The organism is Paenibacillus sp. FSL H7-0735, assembly GCF_038008505.1.
Lineage (GTDB): Bacteria > Bacillota > Bacilli > Paenibacillales > Paenibacillaceae > Paenibacillus_AQ > Paenibacillus_AQ odorifer.
The window spans coordinates 712,092-735,376 of record NZ_JBBOZH010000002.1 but is presented as its reverse complement, the minus strand read 5'-3'; the positions used below and the strand labels follow the sequence as shown (position 1 = coordinate 735,376).

Sequence of the window (23,285 nt, the reverse complement as noted above, 5' to 3'; positions counted from 1 at the left end):
GTTATGAATTTGCGCAAAAGCTATGGGGCGCATATTTCCGTAAATGATATAAGTTTTGAAATTGAGAAAGGACGGTGCGTCGCTTTATTGGGGCCTAACGGTGCTGGGAAAACGACCACACTTCGTATGCTGGCAGGGCTGCTTGAACCCACCTCTGGCATGATTTCATTTGAGGGGAGCCGTCCTGGAGCCGAATATCGCAGAGGATTAGGATATGTGCCACAGTCTCCAGCTTTTTATGGGTGGATGACTGGACATGAGTATGTTGTTTTCGCTGCAAAGCTTAGTGGAATGGGAACTAAAGACGCAACCAGCAGGGCATTGGAATCGCTCGAGCGTGTAGGGCTTAAAGGTGATGCTCGTCGCCGGATTGGTGGATACTCCGGCGGGATGAAACAGCGGCTGGGTCTGGCTCAGGCGCTTGTGCATCGGCCTCGTCTGTTATTGCTTGATGAGCCTGTATCTGCACTTGATCCGATTGGCCGCAGAGAAGTAATGGGACTGGTGCGGGAAATACGTGAGGAGACAACTGTAGTTTTCTCTACACATGTGCTGCATGATGCAGAAGAAATTTGCGATGATATTATTTTAATGAATCAAGGCTTGATTGCTGAGAAGGGATCTTTATCACAGCTTCGTTCACAATACAGCCTTCCTGTTATTCGTTTACGTACGGAGAAGCAAGAAAAAGCTATTCAGTGGCTGGAGTCTCTTGCTGCCAAACCGTTTGTACTGGAGACTCAGTTGTTCGGAGATCATGCCATTTTTAATGTCAACGATGTAGACATGGCCCGTTGGACGATTCTGCAAGAAGCGGTGCAGCTCGAAATTCCATTACTGCAATTTGAAGCGGGTTCTTCCACGTTAGAGGATTTATTTATGAAGGTGGTGGGAGTATGAGAAGCGCCTGGGTCCTTTATCGCAAAGAAATGCTCGAAATGGCTCGCAGTTATAAGTTAATCTGGATACCTGTCGTTTTTATCCTATTAGGCATTATGCAGCCGTTAACTACTTATTATTTGCCGGAAATATTAAAAGCTTCAGGTGATGTTCCTCCAGGTCTCCTAGAGGGGTATGAAATACCGAGTGCCGCAGCTGTGATGGCGCAATCTTTGGGACAGTACGGAACGATCGGAATGTTAGTATTGGCGCTTGGCGCGATGAATGTTTTAGCTGGTGAGCGCTATAGCGGAACTATGGAATTAATTCTGGTAAGGCCGGTTTCTCCAGCCGCAATAGTGTTCGCTAAATGGGCAGCACAGCTGACCCTGTTGATCGTTGCTCTAGGATTAGGTGCAGCGGGCGCTGCTTACTACACGGAGCAGTTGATTGGTTCACTATCTTGGGGAGATGTCATCGCAGCTGCTGGAGTATATGGATTGTGGCTGTTATGTGCTGTATCAGCTACGTTGTTGTTTAGTGGGTTTTTAAAATCCCCAGTTGCCGCTTTTTTAGCATTGGTGCTAATGGCAGCATTATCATTAGGCCAAAGCTTATTGCCTTCATGGTTTGAATGGGCACCTGCGGGGCTTGCCGGGTTGTCGGCTGAAATCCTTATGGCTGGAGAAGGATTCAGGGTTGGACCCTATCTTTCAGCAGCTATTTTGATCTTGATTTGTTTAGTGGGTGCTGCACTTTTGACAAGGAAGAATAACTTAACCGCTTGAAACTTAAGTTATGTTTTTATTAAATATAGTATATTTTCATAGAATTTGTAGGATCGGCCAGCCTTCAACTAGACAGTTCTATCTTTTTTTAGTAGACTGTTGAAACAAGCAAAATCTTGAAAGATTTTGGGGTTAGGAGGTAGGGCGATGCTGCGTTTAGGAGAGAAGATTGTCATTGTTGCGGACGCTTTCGAGCAGAGTCTTCCTATCGGGGAATACGGCTACCTAATTGCTTACGACCGCAATCCCGATAATGCGTTTGACTATGTTATTCGTGTACCAGAGGCGAATAGGAACTTTTATGTTCCGGCTGAGGACATTGAGGCGGAAGAACATTTATTAGTAGCTGAGGCTGAAAGAGCAACGCATGAAGCGTTGATTGATTACGCTTTGTCCACGTACAATGAGAAGCTGTTCCATCATTTGATGAACGGTGAAGATATGGATATAGAAGAGACGGAATCAACGTCAAGCGAAAGCATGTCCCAAGCGGATTTCATCAAACAAGTGAATCTTAGAGCTTGGATTTAAGGAAGGCCGGCGCAAGCCGGCTTTTTTGTTTTGTCATAAAAAGTATTTCCCCCACATTAATCCTCTGAATTTACACATCATTTTCAAAATCTTTTCTTTTATTCCTTCTTTATAGTTTTCGAAAGTTTGTTTTTTATTTTTTTGGTATACAACCAATCTCCTGTTTTATGTATCTAAATTATTGAGAGCCGAATACGAGAATGCAGATCTGCGGTATAGGCGTTTTAACTTAAATAAAGGAGAACCTCAAGTGAAGATGATAACCGCTGTTCAAAAAGCGAGAAATGGCGATAAAGAAGCGTTTATCCAGCTATGCCGGCAGATTGAACCTGAAATGTACGGCATGGCCCGATCTATTTTGGGCAGGGACGAGGAATGTGCAGATGCCATGCAGGAAGCCACCCTAAAGGCTTACCGGTCTATCCATGGATTGCGGCAACCAGAATTTTTCAAGACATGGATGCTTCGCATCCTTATAAACGAATGTCATAAGCTCCAACGCAAGCGGACAAATATTGTGGAGTTTGGAGATCCCCTTACTGCTTTGGAATGCCATTCCTCCGGTGCAGAATATGAGAAAATTGAGCTGCGGGAAGCAGTAGAACGATTGGATACTTCGCTCCAGACCGTGATATCGCTGCATTATTTTCAGGACATGCCCGTTAAGCAAATTGCCGATCTTCTGAATATTTCCGAAACGGCAGTCAAATCGCGCCTCTACAGAGCAAGAAAAAACTTATTGAATGGATTCTAATGATATTTAGAAAGGATGGAACAGATGAAGAAGAGAACAGCGCAAGAGCTTGAATTGCTTTTGAAAGATATGGACATCCTCCCGGCAAATGAGCTTCCCTCTATGATTCGCCAACGTCAAGAGGATACGTATACAATGCTGGATCATGTGAAGATAAAGAGATCCACGCACGAATTTCGTAATGTTAAGAGGACAGCGCTTGGCTTCGGGGCAGCTCTTGTTTTGGGGGTTATCGTGCTTGGAGGCGGCTTTACTTCTCCCGCATTGGCTAGGTCGCTGGAACGTATTCCGTTAGTCAATAGTATTTTTGAGCTCGCAGGTGATATGGGACTTCAAGCGGCGAGTCGCCAAGGCTTAACGACTGCAGTTGATACCAGTGATCAGGTTCAAGATGTTATTATCCGTGCTAATGAAGTTATATATGACGGCACACGGCTTTCTGTAGCGTTGAAACTTGAAGGTGAAGATGAAGAGGGAGTATTCAGTGGAGACATTCAGGATTTGCAGGTATTTATTGATGGACAGCCTTTAAACGCTGCTGGGGAGGAAGAAGAGGATTCTTTTAAACACAATATTGGCCTTATCCTTTCTCCGGGAGTAGATGAACAATCGTTGATTTTGCAATTTTCAGAGAAATCCTATGATGAGGGAGGCATTACTTTACCAGAGCAGTTCCAAATGACAGTAAAAGGTCGTCTGTCCGGAATCGATGATGATTTTCAAATTGAAATTCCTGTAAAAAAGGATACGAGTCATAATATTGTTCAGCAACCCGGAATCAGTCAAACTTACAATGATGTAACGACCACAGTGGAGAAGATTACACAGACTCCGGCAACTACACAAATACGGATGAGTGCTGTAGCCCTCGAGGGTATTCCTTATACTTATCTGACAGATACCAATAACCTGGCATTAAATTATGAAGTCTATGATGATAAAGGTAACCTGTTGCAATATGTAAACGGCAGCAATGGTTGGTCGGATTCGAAAAAGATAGATGACACAATCCATTATAGTCTTAAAGAGGATGTTAATATTGTACCGCTGCCCAAGGATGTAAAAGCACTGACAATCAAAACCTTTTTCTACAAATATACTGGAGAGGGTAGTGGAAAACGAAATTTGCTAGACAATAATGGATACCCGGCAGTCGAATATATTCCGCAGCTGGAAATGACAATCCCTATATATTGATGAACGATACGCTCCTTTAAAATGTGTAGGAATCTCCTTCACTTTGATAAAGGAGCGTTTGTTTTACAGCCCATCATTGAATTGTCCAAGCTTCTACAATATAATTAAAAACGTTATCCGGGCGCTTTAGCCCTTTAAACAGGAGGGATTTTTCTTATGAGCATTACCGTTAAAGATGTGCAGCATGTGGCCAAGCTGGCTCGTCTGCAGCTGAGCCCGGAAGAAGAGGCAACCTTTACAGAACAAATGAATGCTATTTTACAATATGCCGAGAAATTAAATGAGCTAGATACGGAGAATGTAAAGCCGACCACGCATGTGCTGCAAGTCAGCAATGTAATGCGGGAGGATGTTGTGAAGGATAGCCTTACGCAAGAGGAAGCACTTCTTAACGCTCCAGATGATGAAGACGGACATTTCAAGGTTCCAGCTGTTTTGGAATAACTACATAATTAGAGAGGGGGAAGAATCTTGAGCCTGTTTCAAAATCGATTGCCTGAAGTACACCGCATGTTAACTGCTAAAGAAGTATCGGTCAGTGAACTGACTGAAGAATCGCTGGCGATTATCGCTGAGCGGGATAAGAACGTAAATGCATTTTTGACCTTGAACGAGGAGGGCGCACGCGCGACAGCACGCGCTTTGGACGACAAACTGGCATCCGGAGCAGCACGTGGGTTGCTGTTTGGTCTTCCTGCCGGAATTAAGGATAATATTGTAACTAAAGGCCTGCGCACGACCTGTGCCAGCCAATTTTTGAGCGATTTCCAGCCGATTTATAACGCTACTGTAGCTTCTAAACTGCAGCAGGCAGATGCCGTAACGATCGGTAAATTAAATATGGATGAATTCGCAATGGGCGGATCTAATGAGAACTCAAGCTTTGGTCCTGTACGCAATCCTTGGGATTTAGAGCGTGTGCCCGGCGGTTCCAGTGGCGGATCTGCTGCAGCAGTAGCTACGGGCGAAGTGTTCTTCTCACTAGGTTCGGATACTGGGGGTTCCATCCGCCAGCCAGCTTCCTATTGTGGTGTTGTAGGTCTCAAACCTACTTATGGTCTTGTATCACGTTACGGGCTGGTAGCCTTTGCTTCCTCACTAGATCAGATTGGACCATTAACACGTAATGTAGAGGATTCTGCCTATGTGCTTCAAGCAATTGCCGGTTATGATGCCCAAGACTCTACTTCGGCTAAAGTAGAAATTCCTGATTATTTGAGTTCACTTACTGGTGATGTTTCCGGACTTCGCATTGCTGTTCCTAAGGAATACCTGGGAGCAGGTGTTGATGCTTCTGTGCGTGAGACAGTTTTGTCTGCACTTAAAGTGTTAGAAGGAATGGGTGCTGTCTGGGAGGAAGTTTCATTACCACATACGGAATACGCAGTAGCAGCTTATTATTTGCTGTCCTCTTCGGAAGCTTCATCTAACCTCGCGCGTTTTGACGGTGTGCGTTATGGCGCACGTGTAGATGAAGGCGGAGGATTGCTTGATCTATATCTTAATTCCCGCAGCCGCGGCTTTGGACCTGAGGTCAAACGTCGTATTATGTTGGGTACTTATGCACTCAGCTCCGGGTATTACGATGCTTACTATTTAAAAGCACAGAAGGTGCGTACTTTGATTAAACAGGACTTTGATGACATCTTTAAAAAATATGATGTGGTCATCGGCCCAACAGCGCCAACGACAGCATTCAAATTGGGTTCACAGACTGAAGATCCGCTGACCATGTATCTGAACGATATTCTCACGATTCCTGTAAGCTTGGCGGGTATTCCGGCCGTGAGTGTTCCTTGTGGTTTTGCGGAAGGCATGCCTGTAGGTCTGCAAATTATCGGTAAGGAATTTGACGAGAGCACAATTCTGCGTGTCGCTCATGCTTTTGAACAAAATACAGATCATCACAAGCAGCGTCCACAGCTGTAGTAAAGGAGGGAATGGGATTACTTATGTCTAAATACGAAACGGTCATCGGCTTGGAAGTTCACGTAGAGCTTCATACCAACTCCAAAATCTTTTGCGGATGCTCCACTGAATTTGGAGCCCCACCTAACACTCATACCTGTCCTGTCTGCTTGGGTCACCCCGGCGTATTGCCAGTGCTCAACAAACAAGCGGTAGAATACGCTATGAAAGCAGCGATGGCGCTGAATTGCACCATTGGTGATGTTAGCAAATTCGACCGCAAGAACTATTTTTACCCGGATTCACCAAAAGCTTATCAGATTTCACAATTTGATCAGCCTATCGGCCTGAACGGTTGGATCGACATTGAAGTTAACGGAGAGACCAAACGGATCGGCATTACTCGTCTTCATTTGGAAGAGGATGCAGGTAAGCTTACGCACGTAGATGGCGGTTTTGCCTCGCTTGTCGATTTTAACCGGGTGGGAACACCGCTTATCGAAATCGTATCCGAACCTGATCTGCGCTCCCCTGAGGAAGCTCGTGCTTATCTGGAGAAAATCCGTGCGATTATGCAGTATTGTGACGTATCCGATGTCAAGATGGAAGAAGGATCGATGCGCTGTGACGCGAACATCAGTCTACGCCCAGAAGGACAAGAGGAATTCGGCATTAGAGCAGAGCTTAAGAACATGAACTCCTTCCGCGGTGTATTGCGTGGACTGGAGTATGAACAATATCGTCAGGCTGAGATCCTGGATGATGGTGGAGTTGTTGTGCAAGAGACCCGACGCTGGGATGAAGCACAAGGGAAAACATTATCGATGCGCGGGAAAGAAGAAGCGCATGATTATCGTTACTTCCCGGACCCGGACTTGATCGTTCTGCATATTGATGATGCTTGGAAAGAATCCATTCGTTCAACGATTCCAGAACTTCCGGATGCTCGGAAAGCACGTTATAGCGAGGAACTGGGCCTGACAGCTTATGATGCAGGCGTCATTACATCCTCTAAACTGTTAGCGGACTTTTTCGAAGGATGTCTTGCCTATACGCAGGATGCCAAGGCTGTAGCTAACTGGATTATGGGTGACTTGCTTGCCTATTTGAATGGTAATAATCTGGAGTTGTCGCAGGTGCAAATTACACCACAAGGGCTAGGCGAGATGATCGGGCTGATTGCAGCCGGAACCATCAGCAGCAAAATCGCTAAAACAGTATTTAAAGAAATGCTAGAGAGCGGTAAACTGCCAGCTGTTATCGTTGAGGAAAAAGGTCTGGTGCAGATCAGCGATGAAGGTGCCATTAAAGGGATTGTGGAAGCAGTGGTAGCCGCCAATCCGCAATCAGTGGAAGATTATAAAGCAGGTAAACAGAAAGCAATCGGCTTCCTGGTCGGACAAGTCATGAAAGAAAGTAAAGGTAAGGCGAATCCGGGTCTTGCTAATAAACTTCTCATCGAGGTATTGAGCAGCTAAACGCTTGTCGTCCATAAAAGGACGCCGAAGGCGTTTATAATTGGGGTAATATACTTATGTAATAAGCTAAGGGCTTGTCGGCAACGGCAGGCCCTTAGCGGCATATAAGGGGACTGGTTAGGATGAATACAATTAACAAGCTAAATCTGCAGGATGAAAGCACCGTTAATGAATTATGGAGTCTTCAGCATAAGGCCTATAGACTGGAAGCTGAACTTATAGGCTTTCGTGAAATACCACCTCTGATAGAGACGAGAGAAATGCTCAGCAGCTCTAAAGAGGATTTTTATGGCTGCTTCGATAAAGATGAGGAACTAATGGGTGCTGTTGCTGTAGAGGAAGAATCTCCTGGCAAATTGACGATTACACGAATGATGGTGGGGCCGGACTATTTTCGTAGAGGTATCGCTAGCCATCTTTTGGAATATGTATTTGAGCATTTTGCAGGGATGGAGCAATTCATTGTGTCGACAGGCAAAAAGAATACACCCGCCGTTTCGTTGTACAGTAAACATGGTTTTCTGCCTACCGGTGTGGAGGAAGTCGCTCCAGGAGTTGAATTGATTGAATTTCATCGGAGTGGTTCTCTTTGAAAAAAGATATTCATAGACAACTATTTACGAAAGGAGGAGTCCAAAATGAAACATGACTCTGCAATGCTCCCAGAGCAGGAAGAACTGCAAGGTTCTGTTGATATAGAGACTAAGGAGAATGAGATACAGAAGAGGATTATTCCTCCGCGTCCGAAAAGGCGCCACCGCAAACGTAAATTTATCGCTGGACTGCTGGCAGCTCTCATCCCTGGGACGGGGCATTTGTATTTTGGGCTTCTCCGAAAAGGGATCACCTTCATCTTTCTAATTCTTTTGGATATCTCAGCCTTATTGTATTTCTCATCCATCGGGATGCAGATCAATGTTCCACTGCTTATTTTACTTGCGCTCATTATTCCAGCGATCTATTTTTATAACGTGTATGACGTATTGCAATCAGCAGACAGGCTTCTTCGCTTCCCAGAGGATCATGATCTTGCTATTCCTGTGATCAAAGCAAACGAGGCTCCTAAGCGTCGTAGTATCGTCAGCGAGCCTGGGATATCCTTTGGACTCTTATTGCTCTTAGGGGGCGCCCTGCTTATTCTGTTCCGGCAAAAACCAATATGGCTCCAGTTCTTTATTGAACATTATGCCGAAATGGCCGTGTCTGTCATTTTAGTATGCGGTGGCTTATTTATAGGAGCTAGAGAAATTGCCAGAGCAGTTGTGCAGCGTAAAGACAATGAACCTCGCAAGCGGCGCGTGGGAAGATATACGGCTTCTCTATTACTGATAGCTATTTCTGTTCCTTTGTTTTTGGATTGGAAAGAGGGAACTGACTTTATGCTCCTGCTCTTGAAGTGGTGGCCTGTCATCCCGGTGTTGTGGGGGATTGAGTTCCTGCTGATGTTTATCTTCTCTAACCGTTCAGCCAAGGGAACCAAAATCAGATTGGATTTACGTGGGCTTTTATCTGCTATATTACTAGCTGCGAGTGTATTTATTGTTGCAGAGCAAGAACATTATTTATACCTATGGAAAAATGTCAGTCTTAATCTGACGGCAGCAGCAGTGGACTATGGTGAGGCTAAAGGCAGCAAATATCAGAAAGCCCCACTAATTGTTCCGGTGGAGTTAAATACAGCCAAAATATCTATTGATAGTATTAATGGTGATATTTTATTACACCGTGCTCCAGTGGACGATATTCAAATTACGACGACAGTTTGGGTAGATCAGTTGGATGGACCGATGGCTGAAGCTATATCAGAACAGTCCTTTGTGGACGTTGTTGAAGGGCCCAACATCAAAATCACCTCGAATAGCAAGGCCTATGGTGAATCCGGTAAACGCCAGCCACGCATGGATTTAGACATTTACTTGCCGGAGGATCGCCGTTTTAACCTCGATGTTCGCACTATGAATGGCGGGATCACGTTGCAGAATGTAGAAGCCATTGAAGACATTTCTCTGGAAACGGGGAATGGAGAGCTGATCCTTCATCGTATCTTTGGTAATGTTAAGGGAAAAACACTGAATGGAGCTGTCCGTGCCAGATCTGTTCAAGGCAGCGTTGATTTAACAACGAGCGGAGGCAATATGAATGCTTGGGATGTTACCGGTGCTTTGAAATTATCGACGGCTGTCGGCAATATTAGTGCGATCGGAAATAGCAATGATATCGATATTACTACCAAAAACGGTAATTTAGAGGTTGATGGAGCCAGATCCAAGCTACATGCCGAATCTCTAAATGGTACCATTGATGTTCGCTCTTCTGATGTTGCTGGAGACTGGGATATTTATAGCGCAGTTGGTGACATCCAATTGTATTTGCCGATGTTAAGCAACTATACAGTGAATGGTTCCAGTGGATATGGTGATATTACTTCAGATTTGCCTGAACTTACAATTGATAAGAAAAAAGTATCAGGTGAAGTGGGGACCGGCGAGTTCAAGCTTCATGTTGAAGGAAATAGCAATCTAAATGTTAGGAAATATTGAAAAAAGTAATTTTTCTTATATAATAATAAATATAATGTATAGACTTCGTTGACAATATTGAAAAATCGGTCTTACAATCTTAAGAAGTATTTCTTTTATTTTTAAATTCAAAAGGCGGTGACAGTAATGGGGAGTGGAGTACAACATGCACTGGAACAATTAAAGACAACAGGTGTCCGTATAACGCCCCAGCGTCATGCGATTCTTACGTATTTGATGGAAGCAATGAATCATCCTACAGCTGACGATATATACCGGGCGCTAGAGCCGAAATTTCCGAGCATGAGCGTAGCAACTGTATATAATAATCTCAAGATGTTTATGGAAGCCGGCATGGTTCGCGAGTTGACCTACGGGGATAGTTCCAGTCGTTTTGATGCCAATGTATCTGATCATTATCATGTCATCTGTCAGCTATGCGGTAAGATTGAAGATTTTAGTTATCCTTCGCTTCATGATGTAGAGATACATGCAGAGCAGGAAACGGGCTTCAAAATTACGGGTTTGCGTATGGAATTGCATGGAGTTTGCAAATGTTGCAGAGAGAAGCAACAATAAGACAGAATACTACTGTACTCAAGGGCGTATAGCCAAGCTACACAATAAACGTGTGAAATCCGAAAGCGGAGGACTCACGTTTTTATTTTTTTCAAAATAACAAAATATAGTGAAAATGACTAACTTATACTGGTTATCCGGAACCAAGTGGATGTTATAATCGTATTGTTAGACTTAACTTAAAATTATCTAGTATTTGGAGGATATATTTTGGACAGAAGATATAGACAGAAACGCGTCAAAAAGCGCGGAGGTCTTTTCCGACGCTTTTTTGGACTTTTGCTCATTGCGGCAGCAGCTTATTGGGTTGTGTTTTTTGTAATGCCAAATCGCCAGCACATCGATCCAGACTGGAAAGGCCTAGAACATCCTATCTTCGTAAAAGGAGAGCTAACAGGATATTCCGCCTCAGGAACCGGTGATAGCATGCTTTTACCTCTACCATTACTGCAGGAACATGTGGACTCATCTATTCGTTATGAAGAAAAGACTAAATCGGTCATCCTATCAACGGAAAGTGAACTTCTATATATGCAAGAGGATAAAACCGATGCCAGTTTGAACAATCGTCCGCTGCAGCTGCGACTGGCACCTGAAGTTAAGGAAAAGATAACTTATCTTCCTGCGGATGTTTTAGAAGATCTGTATGGGTTTGAGATTCAAGAGGATACGACTACCGGGGCTGTGCTGTTAATGACAGCAGGGGAGACTGTACCGCTGGGAAAAGTGAAAGGTGAAGCCGAAGATAAGACAGTCGCTCTTCGCAACGAAGCGTCGATTCACGCACCCATCGTGGCGGATATGTCCCCGGGAGCCAGTGTTAGTATTTGGAATAAGGAAAATGAGGACTGGCTGTATGTGCAGTTAAGCAGCGGTTACGCGGGTTATGCCAAGGCTAGTGATATTATCTCGGACGGTCAAAAGACAGTGGAACCCAAAAGCACCACTCCCTCACGGGCAGAACGAAGCTGGAAAGGGAAGTCAGTAAATCTGTATTGGGAAGCTGTTTATCAACGCAAACCTGATCCAAGTACATTTGGTGAGCTTCCAGGTGTTAACGTGGCTAGCCCGACTTGGTTCAGTATCATAGATGGTGATGGGAATGTGCGAAGTCAGGCTGACAGTGCGTATGTGCAGTGGGCACATGAGCGCGGGTTGGAAGTATGGGGGCTGCTCAGCAATAGTTTTGATCCAGACATAACCACTGAGGCATTATCGAGCTATGAGAAGCGGATGAACGCGATCGTACAGATCCTCGAGTATTCAGATTTATACAAGCTGGATGGAATTAATATTGACTTTGAGAATGTATATACGAAAGACGGGGAGAATGTTACACAATTTATGCGAGAGCTAAAACCTATGGCTCAAGCCAAAAACTTAATCGTCTCCATAGACGTAACGCCTAAATCCAACAGTGAGATGTGGTCAGCTTTCCTTGATCGTAAGGCTCTTAATTCAGTAGTGGATTATCTTATTGTTATGGCTTATGACGAGCATTGGGCTGCAAGTCCTATCGCGGGCTCTGTTGCGTCTCTGCCGTGGGTAGAAAGCTCGTTAAGCCGGATCATAGAGGAAGACGATGTACCGCCTGAGAAGCTGATTCTAGGGATTCCACTGTATACTAGAATTTGGACTGAGGCCCAGGTGGATGGCAAGACCAAAGTAAGCTCTAAATCGGTTAGTATGAATGCCGTTGAAAAAATTATTAAAGAGAAGAAGCTAACCCCAACCTTTGATAAGGCAGCTGGGCAGAATTACGTTGAGTATAAGGAAGATGGCGCTCTTAAAAAAATATGGATCGAAGACAAAGTTTCTTTAAAAGCTAGAGTTGAGCTTGCTAAGTCTTTAGGGCTTGGTGGCATCGGTTCATGGAATCGCAGCTTTAGTAATCTGTCTGCGTGGGAGGCATTACAAGGGATTCATAAGTAATTATTATTTCATTCATAATAAACAAAGGGGCTCCCAATATAGGGGCCCCTTTGTTGTATTAAGCAAATGTTTGATTGCATTATAAATCGCTAGTAATAAGCTTCTGTAAGATGTGTTTTATTGATTAAGCTGCTGACTCTTAAGTTGTTCCGCAGTAATATTGGCCTCAGCTGGATCCATAGTAAGGATGGTATGGCAGAACATACAGCGGTCTGTTTTGCCCAGCATTTTGGTCAGCTTGTGACATTCAGGGCATTCCAGTTGGACTGCGCTAGTTGACAGCATCCCAGCCCAGAAATAGATTGCAAGACTTGCCATCATTGAGATTAAACCGATTACAAGACCGATTCCAGCGAATACTTTTCCAGTTGAGCCCCAAAACACGATGCCCGCTGTACCCAAAACCATAAGTCCCATTCCGAGCATTGTGAGCAGTAATCCCCATGTGCGAAAAGCGTTGATCTTAGCCGTTTTAAACTTCATGAGTGTTTGCTCCTAACTAAATATAGTTGGGTTGTCCAGAAGGAACTGTCTTTCATATGTAGAATAATAATTATAACTGAATTATAACTGACTGGACGCAAAATCGCCAAATTTAATGGAGGGAAGCATGGAACTGTCCAATGTAACTTTGTTGAGTGGAGAAACGTTTGATGAGAATGTTTTAGGAGCGGTCGTTTTGCGGCAGAATGGGGATATTCCGTTTCAAAGCGCACTTCTTCAAGATTTTGATATGATAGTGTTAGTATTGCATGAAGAACAGGATAGAGAGCATATTGTTCGCCATACCATTGCCGGTGACCAACGGACCCAGTCAGTCCATATCGGCCTATTTGCTTTGGAGCAGGCTGTTATGGCAGGGGATAATAACGAACTTCTTATCAGTTTGATGAGGGGGGAAGTGATCTGGGACCCCAAGGGAATACTCGAGGAAATGCGCAGCGAGATATTGCAATTTGAAGGACCGATCAAGGAACGGGTCGCATTTATGGAGTTTGCCCGCTTTTTGCATATGTATGTGAAATCCAAGCGCTATATAGAGGCTGGCTTTATTATGGATGCTTACAACTGTGTATTGATAGCCTTATATCATTGGGCAAGAATAGAAGTGAGTGAAGTGGGTGCTTTCCCCGAGCCAGCTATTTGGGAGCAGGTTAAAAGCATGAATACCTCTGTTCATAAACTTTATGAGGAGTTAACGGTCAGTACTGAGACCTTAGAGCAACGTGTGGAGCTTGTGCTTCTTGCATGTGAATTTGGGATTATGTCCAAAATGACGGACTGTTGTCTATTGCTCTTTAATATTTTGAATAGCCGTAAGGAAGCATGGAGCATTAAAGAATTACTGCAGCATTCAGGTCTGAGTCAATTAGAGTCTGAACTACCCCTTGTTTTACGAAAGCTGGTTTCTCGTTCGCTAATCCGAGAGATTACATCTTGGGCTGATGTTCACGAGGGAGAAGGGCATGCGATCCGCTATACATTATAGAGATGAATTAGATACAGTAGAAGATGTTTAATTATAGAGAGATGAGCAAGGATAGGGAGAGGCTGAGCACTCTCTTTTTTATTTGTTTACTAATATGAAACGCTCATATTTATTCAGAAAAATTAATGGTTGACTCTTTCCTTGTTCATGTGTTAAATTATAACTCGTCCCTCTGACACAGAGATGTGCTTTCGAAAACATTCGAAAGACAACCGAAAAAAGAAATTAAAAAAAAGGTTGACTAAAACGAGGGTGCTGTGATATATTATAAAGGTCGCTGCTGAACAACACATCGACGAAATAAACGGCTTGATCTTTGAAAACTGAACAACGAGTGAGTAGGAAATCACGTAAGTGAAATCCAAAATTAGAGAATTAATTTTCTCGTCAGATGTTTCAAAATGAGCATATCGCTCTTTTCAATACTAATTGGAGAGTTTGATCCTGGCTCAGGACGAACGCTGGCGGCGTGCCTAATACATGCAAGTCGAGCGGAGTTACTTTGAAAGCTTGCTTTCAAAGTAACTTAGCGGCGGACGGGTGAGTAACACGTAGGCAACCTGCCCTTCAGACTGGGATAACTACCGGAAACGGTAGCTAATACCGGATAATTTCTTTTTTCTCCTGAGAGAAGAATGAAAGACGGAGCAATCTGTCACTGAGGGATGGGCCTGCGGCGCATTAGCTAGTTGGTGGGGTAACGGCCCACCAAGGCGACGATGCGTAGCCGACCTGAGAGGGTGAACGGCCACACTGGGACTGAGACACGGCCCAGACTCCTACGGGAGGCAGCAGTAGGGAATCTTCCGCAATGGGCGAAAGCCTGACGGAGCAACGCCGCGTGAGTGATGAAGGTTTTCGGATCGTAAAGCTCTGTTGCCAGGGAAGAACGTCCGGTAGAGTAACTGCTACCGGAGTGACGGTACCTGAGAAGAAAGCCCCGGCTAACTACGTGCCAGCAGCCGCGGTAATACGTAGGGGGCAAGCGTTGTCCGGAATTATTGGGCGTAAAGCGCGCGCAGGCGGCTATTTAAGTCTGGTGTTTAAACCTTGGGCTCAACCTGAGGTCGCACTGGAAACTGGGTGGCTTGAGTACAGAAGAGGAAAGTGGAATTCCACGTGTAGCGGTGAAATGCGTAGATATGTGGAGGAACACCAGTGGCGAAGGCGACTTTCTGGGCTGTAACTGACGCTGAGGCGCGAAAGCGTGGGGAGCAAACAGGATTAGATACCCTGGTAGTCCACGCCGTAAACGATGAGTGCTAGGTGTTAGGGGTTTCGATACCCTTGGTGCCGAAGTTAACACAGTAAGCACTCCGCCTGGGGAGTACGGTCGCAAGACTGAAACTCAAAGGAATTGACGGGGACCCGCACAAGCAGTGGAGTATGTGGTTTAATTCGAAGCAACGCGAAGAACCTTACCAGGTCTTGACATCCCTCTGAATCTGCTAGAGATAGCAGCGGCCTTCGGGACAGAGGAGACAGGTGGTGCATGGTTGTCGTCAGCTCGTGTCGTGAGATGTTGGGTTAAGTCCCGCAACGAGCGCAACCCTTAACTTTAGTTGCCAGCAGGTAATGCTGGGCACTCTAGAGTGACTGCCGGTGACAAACCGGAGGAAGGTGGGGATGACGTCAAATCATCATGCCCCTTATGACCTGGGCTACACACGTACTACAATGGCCGGTACAACGGGAAGCGAAGCCGCGAGGTGGAGCCAATCCCATCAAAGCCGGTCTCAGTTCGGATTGCAGGCTGCAACTCGCCTGCATGAAGTCGGAATTGCTAGTAATCGCGGATCAGCATGCCGCGGTGAATACGTTCCCGGGTCTTGTACACACCGCCCGTCACACCACGAGAGTTTACAACACCCGAAGTCGGTGGGGTAACCCGCAAGGGAGCCAGCCGCCGAAGGTGGGGTAGATGATTGGGGTGAAGTCGTAACAAGGTAGCCGTATCGGAAGGTGCGGCTGGATCACCTCCTTTCTATGGAGAATCGTCTTCTGCAATGAAGACATTCAAATCGGAAGCTCAGCTTCCAAAACTCAGGTTTAGGCCTGTTACTCACTCGTTGCTCAGTTTTGAGAGTTTAAGCTCTCAAGTAAGACTTGATCCTTGAAAACTGGATACCGAAATGAATTTGCGTTTTAGAACATCTTTTAGCAACTTGTGCAAACAAGTAAATGTTATTAGTGAGATGATTCCAAAAGAGAATGTCATCGTATGATATTTTCCTGCGGAAAAATCAAGGTTAAGCTAATAAGAGCACACGGAGGATGCCTAGGCGCCAGGAGCCGACGAAGGACGTGGCGAACAACGAAACTGCCTCGGGGAGCTGTAAGCAAGCTTTGATCCGGGGGTGTCCGAATGGGGAAACCCAGCTGTGGTAATTCGCAGTTACTCATACCTGAATACATAGGGTGTGTAGAGGCAGACCAGGGGAACTGAAACATCTAAGTACCCTGAGGAAGAGAAAACAATAGTGATTCCGTCAGTAGCGGCGAGCGAACGCGGAACAGCCTAAACCTAAGAGCTTGCTCTTAGGGGTTGTGGGACGTCTCACATGGAGTTACAAAGGAATATGGTAGGTGAAGAGGTCTGGAAAGGCCCGCGATAGAGGTAAAAGCCCTGTAACCTAAACTGTATTCTCTCCGAGACGGATCCCGAGTAGTGCGGGGCACGTGAAACCCCGTATGAATCCAGCAGGACCATCTGCTAAGGCTAAATACTACCTGGCGACCGATAGTGAAACAGTACCGTGAGGGAAAGGTGAAAAGCACCCCGGAAGGGGAGTGAAATAGAACCTGAAACCGTGTGCTTACAAAAAGTCAGAGCCCGATCTATGGGTGATGGCGTGCCTTTTGTAGAATGAACCGGCGAGTTACGTTTAACATGCAAGGTTAAGCCGAGAAGGTGGAGCCGCAGCGAAAGCGAGTCTGAATAGGGCGAATGAGTATGTGGACGTAGACCCGAAACCGTGTGATCTACCCCTGTCCAGGGTGAAGGTGCGGTAACACGCACTGGAGGCCCGAACCCACGTACGTTGAAAAGTGCGGGGATGAGGTGGGGGTAGCGGAGAAATTCCAATCGAACTCGGAGATAGCTGGTTCTCCCCGAAATAGCTTTAGGGCTAGCCTCGGTATAAGAGTAGTGGAGGTAGAGCACTGATTGGGTGCGGGGTCCGCAAGGATTACCAAGCTCAGTCAAACTCCGAATGCCATATACTTATTGCCGGGAGTCAGACAGTGAGTGCTAAGATCCATTGTCAAAAGGGAAACAGCCCAGACCATCAGCTAAGGTCCCCAAGTGTGTGTTAAGTGGGAAAGGATGTGGAGTTGCACAGACAACCAGGATGTTGGCTTAGAAGCAGCCACCATTGAAAGAGTGCGTAATAGCTCACTGGTCGAGTGACTCTGCGCCGAAAATGTAACGGGGCTAAACACACCACCGAAGCTATGGCTAGATACGTATGTATCTGGGGTAGGGGAGCGTTGTGTAGGGGTTGAAGGTGTACTGAAAAGAGCGCTGGACACTACACAAGTGAGAATGCCGGTATGAGTAACGAAAAGATCAGTGAGAATCTGATCCGCCGAAAGCCCAAGGTTTCCTGAGGAAGGCTCGTCCGCTCAGGGTAAGTCGGGACCTAAGGCGAGGCCGAAAGGCGTAGTCGAAGGACAACAGTTTGAAATTACTGTACCACCGTAATCCGCTATGAGCGATGGGGTGACGCAGGAGGGTAGTGACGCGGACTGATGGATGTCCGTCTAAGCAGTGAGGCTGATGTGTAGGCAAATCCGCACATCGTTAAGGCTGGGCTGTGATGGGGAGCGAAAATTATAGTAGCGAAGGTCATGATCTCACACTGCCAAGAAAAGCCTCTAGCCAGGAGAAGGTGCCCGTACCGCAAACCGACACAGGTAGGCGAGAAGAGAATTCTAAGGCGCGCGGAAGAACTCTCGTTAAGGAACTCGGCAAAATGACCCCGTAACTTCGGGAGAAGGGGTGCCCCGGTAGTGTGAATAGCACGAGGGGGCCGCAGTGAAAAGGCCCAAGCGACTGTTTAGCAAAAACACAGGTCTGTGCGAAGCCGCAAGGCGAAGTATACGGGCTGACGCCTGCCCGGTGCTGGAAGGTTAAGGGGAGTGGTTAGGGGTAACCCGAAGCTATGAACCGAAGCCCCAGTAAACGGCGGCCGTAACTATAACGGTCCTAAGGTAGCGAAATTCCTTGTCAGGTAAATTCTGACCCGCACGAATGGCGTAACGACTTGGGCGCTGTCTCAACGAGAGATCCGGTGAAATTTTAATACCTGTGAAGATGCAGGTTACCCGCGACAAGACGGAAAGACCCCATGGAGCTTTACTGCAGCTTGATATTGAATTTGGGTACGATCTGTACAGGATAGGTGGGAGCCGTAGAAATCGGAGCGCAAGCTTCGGTGGAGGCGCCGTTGGGATACCACCCTGATCGTATCTAGGTTCTAACCTAGTACCCTAATCGGGTACGGGGACCGTGTCAGGCGGGCAGTTTGACTGGGGCGGTCGCCTCCTAAAGAGTAACGGAGGCGTTCCAAGGTTCCCTCAGAATGGTTGGAAATCATTCGCAGAGTGCAAAGGCATAAGGGAGCTTGACTGCGAGACCTACAAGTCGAGCAGGGACGAAAGTCGGACTTAGTGATCCGGTGGTACCGCATGGAAGGGCCATCGCTCAACGGATAAAAGCTACCCTGGGGATAACAGGCTTATCTCCCCCAAGAGTCCACATCGACGGGGAGGTTTGGCACCTCGATGTCGGCTCATCGCATCCTGGGGCTGAAGTAGGTCCCAAGGGTTGGGCTGTTCGCCCATTAAAGCGGTACGCGAGCTGGGTTCAGAACGTCGTGAGACAGTTCGGTCCCTATCTGTCGTGGGCGCAGGAAATTTGAGAGGAGCTGTCCTTAGTACGAGAGGACCGGGATGGACGTACCGCTGGTGCACCAGTTGTTCCGCCAGGAGCATGGCTGGGTAGCTACGTACGGACGGGATAAGCGCTGAAAGCATCTAAGCGTGAAGCCCCCCTCAAGATGAGATTTCCCAATTAGTAAGACCCCTTGAAGACGACGAGGTAGATAGGTTGGAGGTGGAAGTGCAGCAATGCATGGAGCTGACCAATACTAATCGGTCGAGGGCTTATCCTATACTTAGAATGCAGATTCGTTTCGGATTCAGTTTTCAGGCGATTAAGCCTGGTATGAATATTCCCTGATAGCTCAGTTGGTAGAGCACTCGACTGTTAATCGAGTTGTCACAGGTTCGAGTCCTGTTCGGGGAGCCATATGGAGAGGTGTCCGAGTTTGGCCGAAGGAGCACGATTGGAAATCGTGTAGGCGCCACAAGCGTCTCGAGGGTTCGAATCCCTCTCTCTCCGCCACAAATTTTTAATTAGTATGGCCCGTTGGTCAAGGGGTTAAGACACCTCCCTTTCACGGAGGTAACATGGGTTCGAATCCCATACGGGTCACCAAATTTTCACTTGATTTATCCTAGTGGACTTTGGTACAATAACAATTGTTGTTTATGGAGGCTTAGCTCAGCTGGGAGAGCATCTGCCTTACAAGCAGAGGGTCGGGGGTTCGATCCCCTCAGCCTCCACCATAACATATTTTACTGGCGCGGGGTGGAGCAGCCCGGTAGCTCGTCGGGCTCATAACCCGAAGGCCGCAGGTTCAAATCCTGCCCCCGCAACCAATTAACTTAAGCAATTATATCTTTTGGAACCGTGGTGTAGTTGGCCTAACATGCCTGCCTGTCACGCAGGAGATCGCGGGTTCGAATCCCGTCGGTTCCGCCATTTTCATCATGGCTCGGTAGCTCAGTCGGTAGAGCAGAGGACTGAAAATCCTCGTGTCGGCGGTTCGATTCCGTCCCGAGCCACCATTTATCATCACAAAAGAATGAGTGCCATGCCGGTGTAGCTCAATTGGTAGAGCAACTGACTTGTAATCAGTAGGTTGGGGGTTCAAGTCCTCTCGCCGGCACCATCCTTGGAGGATTAGCGAAGTGGCCAAACGCATCAGACTGTAAATCTGCTCACGTAAGTGTTCGGTGGTTCGAATCCATCATCCTCCACCAGTTTTTAGGGGCATAGTTTAAAGGTAGAACAACGGTCTCCAAAACCGTTGGTGTGGGTTCAATTCCTGCTGCCCCTGCCAAGTTCTTTCTAAAGTTTAATATGGCGGCCGTGGCGAAGGGGTTAACGCACCGGATTGTGGTTCCGGCATTCGTGGGTTCGAGACCCATCGGCCGCCCCATTTTCTTTAAAATGAATAATGGCAACAATATCAACTTAATATGGCGACTGTGGCGAAGGGGTTAACGCACCGGATTGTGGTTCCGGCATTCGTGGGTTCGAGACCCATCAGTCGCCCCATTTTACTTTAAAATGTTATTGGGGATTAGCCAAGCGGTAAGGCAACGGACTTTGACTCCGTCACTCATAGGTTCGAATCCTATATCCCCAGCCATTTTATGCGGACGTGGCTCAGCGGTAGAGCATCGCCTTGCCAAGGCGAGGGTCGCGGGTTCGATTCCCGTCGTCCGCTCCAAAATTTACATGGCGCCATAGCCAAGTGGTAAGGCAAAGCTCTGCAAAAGCTTTATCCCCAGTTCAAATCTGGGTGGCGCCTCCATTTAGTTCATATGTGCCGGCGTGGCGGAATGGCAGACGCGCTCGACTCAAAATCGAGTGGGAAACCGTGGAGGTTCGAGTCCTCTCGCCGGTATCTTAAAAAGGTTAGTAAGAATGCTTTTATAAGCAATCTTACTAACCTTTTTTCTTTATGTTCTTAGTTTTACAGGATTAAGCCGTTGAATAGAGGAGTTTCTCTATTTCAACGGCTTTTTTTAATCTGATTAGTGATTAACCTGATTGATTATTAATGCGGAATGCTCGCGGGGTATGACCTATTTCTCGTTTAAACATATTGCAGAATTGGGCATCGTTCACAAAACCTGCAGCAGCAGATACTTCAGAGATTTGCATCTGAGTATGACGTAATAGAGATTTTGCATAATCCAGGCGTTTTAACAGCAAATACCGCAGGGGTGAAGACCCGAACCGTTCTTTAAATAGATGGCGAAAACGATCGTAGCTATATCCGGACATTTCTGATAGTGTTTCGACGGACAATTTATGGCGATAATGCTCATTCATATAATTAAGGACATATTGTACTCGGTCTTCTGTTGGGGATTGATATCCAGAGGCACTAAGAAGCCTCATAAGATGGACGGTAATCTCGCTCATTTGTAGGTTTAGAAGCTCAGAGAATCCGTCTTGCTTGCGTGTAAACTCTGCTTTCATTCGCAGCAGGATTTGAAGAACGGTCTGATCTTTATCATCTTCATATACGCCGAGCAGATTACTCATATTAGGGTGTTCCGAGTGGAAGCCTACAAATAATACATTTGCATCCTCACGGTGGTGCTCGTCATGTTTATGATTGGGTGGCACAAGCGCGAAAGAAGAGGAGCGAAAATGGTAACTTCGGGGGCCAACATTGGTTGTCCCTACCCCCTGTAAATAATAGACTAGTTCGTAGCATTCATGCTGGTGTGGAGGGATATAAGTATTTAGCTCATGTGTGGCACTTACAATATATAGAACACGATCCATGATGATCCTCCAATACTTATGTTTTAGCCGAATCGTACAAAACTATGACCGAAATCATATAATTATTTTTAATAATATTTGTTATGATCGTATCAATAAATCCGAAAGTTCGCAACCTGACTGGCCATCTCGTTCGGAAATAAAGCGGATTATTAATAATAATGGTATTTTTATTGCTATTTTTGAGCCTAAACGTTAAATTTATTACTTTTAATGATACTTTATTTGGAAAAAAGAGAATTTCCATTTGAACCGTGAATTATACAATGGGTGAAGATGGGGATTCTGCCGGATTACTAACCAACTAAAATTAGGGGTGGAATAGAGTAATGAATAAAAAAGTTCTTTCTTTGTTGTTATTAATGGTGATGGTTCTGGTCACAGCATGTGGGAATAACACGTCCAATAACGGTTCTTCTGCGAATACTGGATCAAACGCTGCTGAGGGTGGAGAAACAGGTTCAGGGGATAAACTCAAGGTTGTATTGCTGATTCCGGGGACACTTGGGGATAAATCATTTTTTGATTCCGCTAATAACGGCTTGCAAAAGGTTAAGAATGAACTAGGTGCAGTAACAAAGGTTGTTGAAATGGGCGTTGATAAAACGAAATGGGAGCCTACATTTAACGATATCGCTTCCGAGGATTGGGATGTAATTATTTCTGGCGGTTCTGAAATTACAGAGATGTTTAATGCAACGGCAGAATTGTATCCAGACAAAAAATTCATTAATTATGATACCGACATCGATGAAGCACCAGATAACATGTACAACATGTCTTATGCGACAAATGAAGTATCTTTCTTGGCAGGTGCCGTAGCAGCATTAGCTACACAATCGGATATGCCGAATGCTACCCCTGAGAATGTGATTGGGTTTGTGGGCGGTATGGATATTCCGGGGATTAATGCTTTCTTGGTCGGCTACATTCAAGGTGCTCAGTACGTTGATCCTGATGTAAAAGTGGCTGTGTCGTACGCTGGTGATTTTGTTAACCCGGCAAAAGGTAAGGAGCTGTCTCTAATTCAATATAACTCCGGTGTGGATGTTATTTTTAACGTGGCTGGGGGTACAGGTCTTGGGATCTTTGACGCAGCTAAAGAGAAGAAAAAATATGCAATCGGTGTAGACTCCGATCAGGCAATGTTGATTAACGATACGGATAGTGAAAAAGCAAATCTAATCGTTACTTCATCTATTAAAAAGATTGATACGGCTATTCTAGGTGCAGTGAAGAGATTGCAAGAGGGAACGCTAGAAATGGGCAAACGTGATGTGTTGAGCTTTGTAGATGATGGTGTAGGTATTGCTGAGAATGATATTTATAAAAATGTATTCCCGGCTGATCTTCAGGCCAAGGTTGAAGAAGTGAAGCAAAAGCTGATCAATAAAGAAATTAAAGTGGATAATGCGATGGGGATGGAAACTGCAGAGGTAGAAGCTATTCGTAACGCAGTTAAGCCTTAAGCTTTAAATCTTAAGATCAGCTCTATAGAGATAAACCTACAGTTGGAGATTCTTCTAGTCAGGGGAATTCCAGCTGTATATTTTTGCAGACCTCCAAGTTGAAAGGCGTTG

The 23,285-nt window shown here is 45.8% G+C and carries 16 protein-coding genes, 16 tRNA genes and 2 rRNA genes; 32 read left to right on the top strand and 2 right to left on the bottom strand.

Going from position 1 to position 23,285, the window contains the following annotated elements; translation table 11 throughout:
• The first annotated feature begins 3 nt into the window (after positions 1–3).
• From NSS82_RS30845 to NSS82_RS30790, 12 genes are all read left to right on the top strand, one after another.
• Positions 4–900, top strand: coding sequence for an ABC transporter ATP-binding protein (locus NSS82_RS30845; RefSeq protein WP_256718588.1), 897 nt, complete (start codon positions 4–6; stop codon positions 898–900).
• On the top strand, positions 897–1,667 hold the full coding sequence (locus tag NSS82_RS30840) for an ABC transporter permease subunit (RefSeq protein WP_076104199.1): 771 nt from the start codon (positions 897–899) through the stop codon (positions 1,665–1,667). Before NSS82_RS30845 ends, NSS82_RS30840 begins: the two co-directional genes overlap by 4 nt.
• 147 nt (positions 1,668–1,814) lie before the next feature.
• The gene (locus tag NSS82_RS30835; protein ID WP_036680170.1) at positions 1,815–2,198 is read left to right on the top strand and encodes a hypothetical protein; all 384 of its coding nucleotides are present in this window, start codon (positions 1,815–1,817) and stop codon (positions 2,196–2,198) included.
• A 256-nt stretch (positions 2,199–2,454) separates the two neighbouring features.
• Entirely contained in the window at positions 2,455–2,952 is a 498-nt protein-coding gene (locus NSS82_RS30830; RefSeq protein ID WP_036680329.1) for a sigma-70 family RNA polymerase sigma factor, read from the top strand.
• A gap of 24 nt (positions 2,953–2,976) precedes the next feature.
• The gene (locus NSS82_RS30825; RefSeq protein WP_076273602.1) at positions 2,977–4,149 is read left to right on the top strand and encodes a DUF4179 domain-containing protein; all 1,173 of its coding nucleotides are present in this window, start codon (positions 2,977–2,979) and stop codon (positions 4,147–4,149) included.
• Between the two features lie 156 nt (positions 4,150–4,305).
• On the top strand, positions 4,306–4,593 hold the full coding sequence (gatC, locus tag NSS82_RS30820) for an Asp-tRNA(Asn)/Glu-tRNA(Gln) amidotransferase subunit GatC (RefSeq protein ID WP_036680166.1): 288 nt from the start codon (positions 4,306–4,308) through the stop codon (positions 4,591–4,593).
• Between the two features lie 27 nt (positions 4,594–4,620).
• Positions 4,621–6,078 (top strand): Asp-tRNA(Asn)/Glu-tRNA(Gln) amidotransferase subunit GatA, encoded by a 1,458-nt coding sequence (gene gatA, locus NSS82_RS30815; RefSeq protein ID WP_076273601.1) that lies wholly within the window; start codon positions 4,621–4,623, stop codon positions 6,076–6,078.
• Positions 6,079–6,089: 11 nt separating this feature from the next.
• Positions 6,090–7,535, top strand: coding sequence for an Asp-tRNA(Asn)/Glu-tRNA(Gln) amidotransferase subunit GatB (gene gatB / locus NSS82_RS30810; protein ID WP_036680163.1), 1,446 nt, complete (start codon positions 6,090–6,092; stop codon positions 7,533–7,535).
• A gap of 122 nt (positions 7,536–7,657) precedes the next feature.
• A complete protein-coding gene (locus NSS82_RS30805) occupies positions 7,658–8,128 on the top strand; it encodes a GNAT family N-acetyltransferase (RefSeq protein WP_076136940.1) in 471 nt (156 codons plus the stop codon).
• 45 nt (positions 8,129–8,173) lie between these two features.
• Positions 8,174–10,075, top strand: coding sequence for a DUF4097 family beta strand repeat-containing protein (locus NSS82_RS30800; RefSeq protein WP_256718587.1), 1,902 nt, complete (start codon positions 8,174–8,176; stop codon positions 10,073–10,075).
• A 126-nt stretch (positions 10,076–10,201) separates the two neighbouring features.
• The gene (gene perR / locus NSS82_RS30795) at positions 10,202–10,633 is read left to right on the top strand and encodes a peroxide-responsive transcriptional repressor PerR (RefSeq protein ID WP_036680160.1); all 432 of its coding nucleotides are present in this window, start codon (positions 10,202–10,204) and stop codon (positions 10,631–10,633) included.
• A gap of 210 nt (positions 10,634–10,843) precedes the next feature.
• Positions 10,844–12,565 (top strand): glycosyl hydrolase family 18 protein, encoded by a 1,722-nt coding sequence (locus tag NSS82_RS30790; RefSeq protein ID WP_076273600.1) that lies wholly within the window; start codon positions 10,844–10,846, stop codon positions 12,563–12,565.
• A 117-nt stretch (positions 12,566–12,682) separates the two neighbouring features.
• Here the strand turns inward: NSS82_RS30790 and NSS82_RS30785 are convergent, their stop codons facing one another.
• Complete coding sequence (locus NSS82_RS30785; RefSeq protein ID WP_036680151.1) at positions 12,683–13,048, bottom strand: DUF2614 family zinc ribbon-containing protein; 366 nt, start codon at positions 13,046–13,048, stop codon at positions 12,683–12,685.
• Positions 13,049–13,175: 127 nt separating this feature from the next.
• On the opposite strand from NSS82_RS30785, the gene NSS82_RS30780 reads away from it, so the two are divergent.
• The 19 genes from NSS82_RS30780 (at position 13,176) to NSS82_RS30690 (ending at position 20,812) form a co-directional block, all read left to right on the top strand.
• The gene (locus tag NSS82_RS30780) at positions 13,176–14,054 is read left to right on the top strand and encodes a nucleotidyltransferase-like protein (protein WP_036680149.1); all 879 of its coding nucleotides are present in this window, start codon (positions 13,176–13,178) and stop codon (positions 14,052–14,054) included.
• A gap of 426 nt (positions 14,055–14,480) precedes the next feature.
• Positions 14,481–16,038 (top strand): 16S ribosomal RNA (locus NSS82_RS30775).
• A gap of 263 nt (positions 16,039–16,301) precedes the next feature.
• Positions 16,302–19,228: ribosomal RNA gene (locus NSS82_RS30770) — 23S ribosomal RNA — on the top strand.
• The 16S and 23S rRNA genes sit together here with 16 tRNA genes alongside, the layout of an rRNA operon.
• A 61-nt stretch (positions 19,229–19,289) precedes the next feature.
• A tRNA-Asn gene (locus NSS82_RS30765) sits at positions 19,290–19,365 on the top strand.
• A gap of 3 nt (positions 19,366–19,368) precedes the next feature.
• Positions 19,369–19,461, top strand: a tRNA-Ser gene (locus NSS82_RS30760).
• A gap of 18 nt (positions 19,462–19,479) precedes the next feature.
• Positions 19,480–19,554 (top strand) — tRNA-Glu (locus NSS82_RS30755).
• 55 nt (positions 19,555–19,609) lie between these two features.
• Positions 19,610–19,685: transfer RNA gene (locus NSS82_RS30750), tRNA-Val, on the top strand.
• A 16-nt stretch (positions 19,686–19,701) separates the two neighbouring features.
• Positions 19,702–19,778, top strand: a tRNA-Met gene (locus NSS82_RS30745).
• 25 nt (positions 19,779–19,803) lie between these two features.
• A tRNA-Asp gene (locus NSS82_RS30740) sits at positions 19,804–19,881 on the top strand.
• Between the two features lie 10 nt (positions 19,882–19,891).
• Positions 19,892–19,967 (top strand) — tRNA-Phe (locus NSS82_RS30735).
• Between the two features lie 28 nt (positions 19,968–19,995).
• Positions 19,996–20,071, top strand: a tRNA-Thr gene (locus NSS82_RS30730).
• Between the two features lie 5 nt (positions 20,072–20,076).
• A tRNA-Tyr gene (locus tag NSS82_RS30725) sits at positions 20,077–20,162 on the top strand.
• Positions 20,163–20,168: 6 nt separating this feature from the next.
• Positions 20,169–20,242: transfer RNA gene (locus tag NSS82_RS30720), tRNA-Trp, on the top strand.
• A 23-nt stretch (positions 20,243–20,265) separates the two neighbouring features.
• Positions 20,266–20,341 (top strand) — tRNA-His (locus NSS82_RS30715).
• Between the two features lie 43 nt (positions 20,342–20,384).
• Positions 20,385–20,460 (top strand) — tRNA-His (locus tag NSS82_RS30710).
• A gap of 19 nt (positions 20,461–20,479) precedes the next feature.
• Positions 20,480–20,554: transfer RNA gene (locus NSS82_RS30705), tRNA-Gln, on the top strand.
• A 6-nt stretch (positions 20,555–20,560) separates the two neighbouring features.
• Positions 20,561–20,635: transfer RNA gene (locus tag NSS82_RS30700), tRNA-Gly, on the top strand.
• Positions 20,636–20,645: 10 nt separating this feature from the next.
• Positions 20,646–20,719 (top strand) — tRNA-Cys (locus tag NSS82_RS30695).
• A 14-nt stretch (positions 20,720–20,733) separates the two neighbouring features.
• A tRNA-Leu gene (locus NSS82_RS30690) sits at positions 20,734–20,812 on the top strand.
• A gap of 137 nt (positions 20,813–20,949) precedes the next feature.
• Here the strand turns inward: NSS82_RS30690 and NSS82_RS30685 are convergent.
• Positions 20,950–21,705 (bottom strand): AraC family transcriptional regulator, encoded by a 756-nt coding sequence (locus NSS82_RS30685; RefSeq protein ID WP_076220078.1) that lies wholly within the window; start codon positions 21,703–21,705, stop codon positions 20,950–20,952.
• Positions 21,706–22,034: 329 nt separating this feature from the next.
• Between NSS82_RS30685 and NSS82_RS30680 the strand changes: the two genes are divergently transcribed.
• Positions 22,035–23,174 (top strand): BMP family ABC transporter substrate-binding protein, encoded by a 1,140-nt coding sequence (locus NSS82_RS30680; RefSeq protein ID WP_076272246.1) that lies wholly within the window; start codon positions 22,035–22,037, stop codon positions 23,172–23,174.
• Positions 23,175–23,285: the final 111 nt, after the last annotated feature.

Coding starts and splice junctions, on each gene's coding strand:
- NSS82_RS30845 (WP_256718588.1), top strand. CDS start 4: ATGAATTTGCGCAAAAGCTATGGGGCGCATATTTCCGTAAATGATATA.
- NSS82_RS30840 (WP_076104199.1), top strand. CDS start 897: ATGAGAAGCGCCTGGGTCCTTTATCGCAAAGAAATGCTCGAAATGGCT.
- NSS82_RS30835 (WP_036680170.1), top strand. CDS start 1,815: ATGCTGCGTTTAGGAGAGAAGATTGTCATTGTTGCGGACGCTTTCGAG.
- NSS82_RS30830 (WP_036680329.1), top strand. CDS start 2,455: ATGATAACCGCTGTTCAAAAAGCGAGAAATGGCGATAAAGAAGCGTTT.
- NSS82_RS30825 (WP_076273602.1), top strand. CDS start 2,977: ATGAAGAAGAGAACAGCGCAAGAGCTTGAATTGCTTTTGAAAGATATG.
- gatC (WP_036680166.1), top strand. CDS start 4,306: ATGAGCATTACCGTTAAAGATGTGCAGCATGTGGCCAAGCTGGCTCGT.
- gatB (WP_036680163.1), top strand. CDS start 6,090: ATGGGATTACTTATGTCTAAATACGAAACGGTCATCGGCTTGGAAGTT.
- NSS82_RS30805 (WP_076136940.1), top strand. CDS start 7,658: ATGAATACAATTAACAAGCTAAATCTGCAGGATGAAAGCACCGTTAAT.
- NSS82_RS30800 (WP_256718587.1), top strand. CDS start 8,174: ATGAAACATGACTCTGCAATGCTCCCAGAGCAGGAAGAACTGCAAGGT.
- perR (WP_036680160.1), top strand. CDS start 10,202: ATGGGGAGTGGAGTACAACATGCACTGGAACAATTAAAGACAACAGGT.
- NSS82_RS30785 (WP_036680151.1), bottom strand. CDS start 13,048: ATGAAGTTTAAAACGGCTAAGATCAACGCTTTTCGCACATGGGGATTA.
- NSS82_RS30780 (WP_036680149.1), top strand. CDS start 13,176: ATGGAACTGTCCAATGTAACTTTGTTGAGTGGAGAAACGTTTGATGAG.
- NSS82_RS30685 (WP_076220078.1), bottom strand. CDS start 21,705: ATGGATCGTGTTCTATATATTGTAAGTGCCACACATGAGCTAAATACT.
- NSS82_RS30680 (WP_076272246.1), top strand. CDS start 22,035: ATGAATAAAAAAGTTCTTTCTTTGTTGTTATTAATGGTGATGGTTCTG.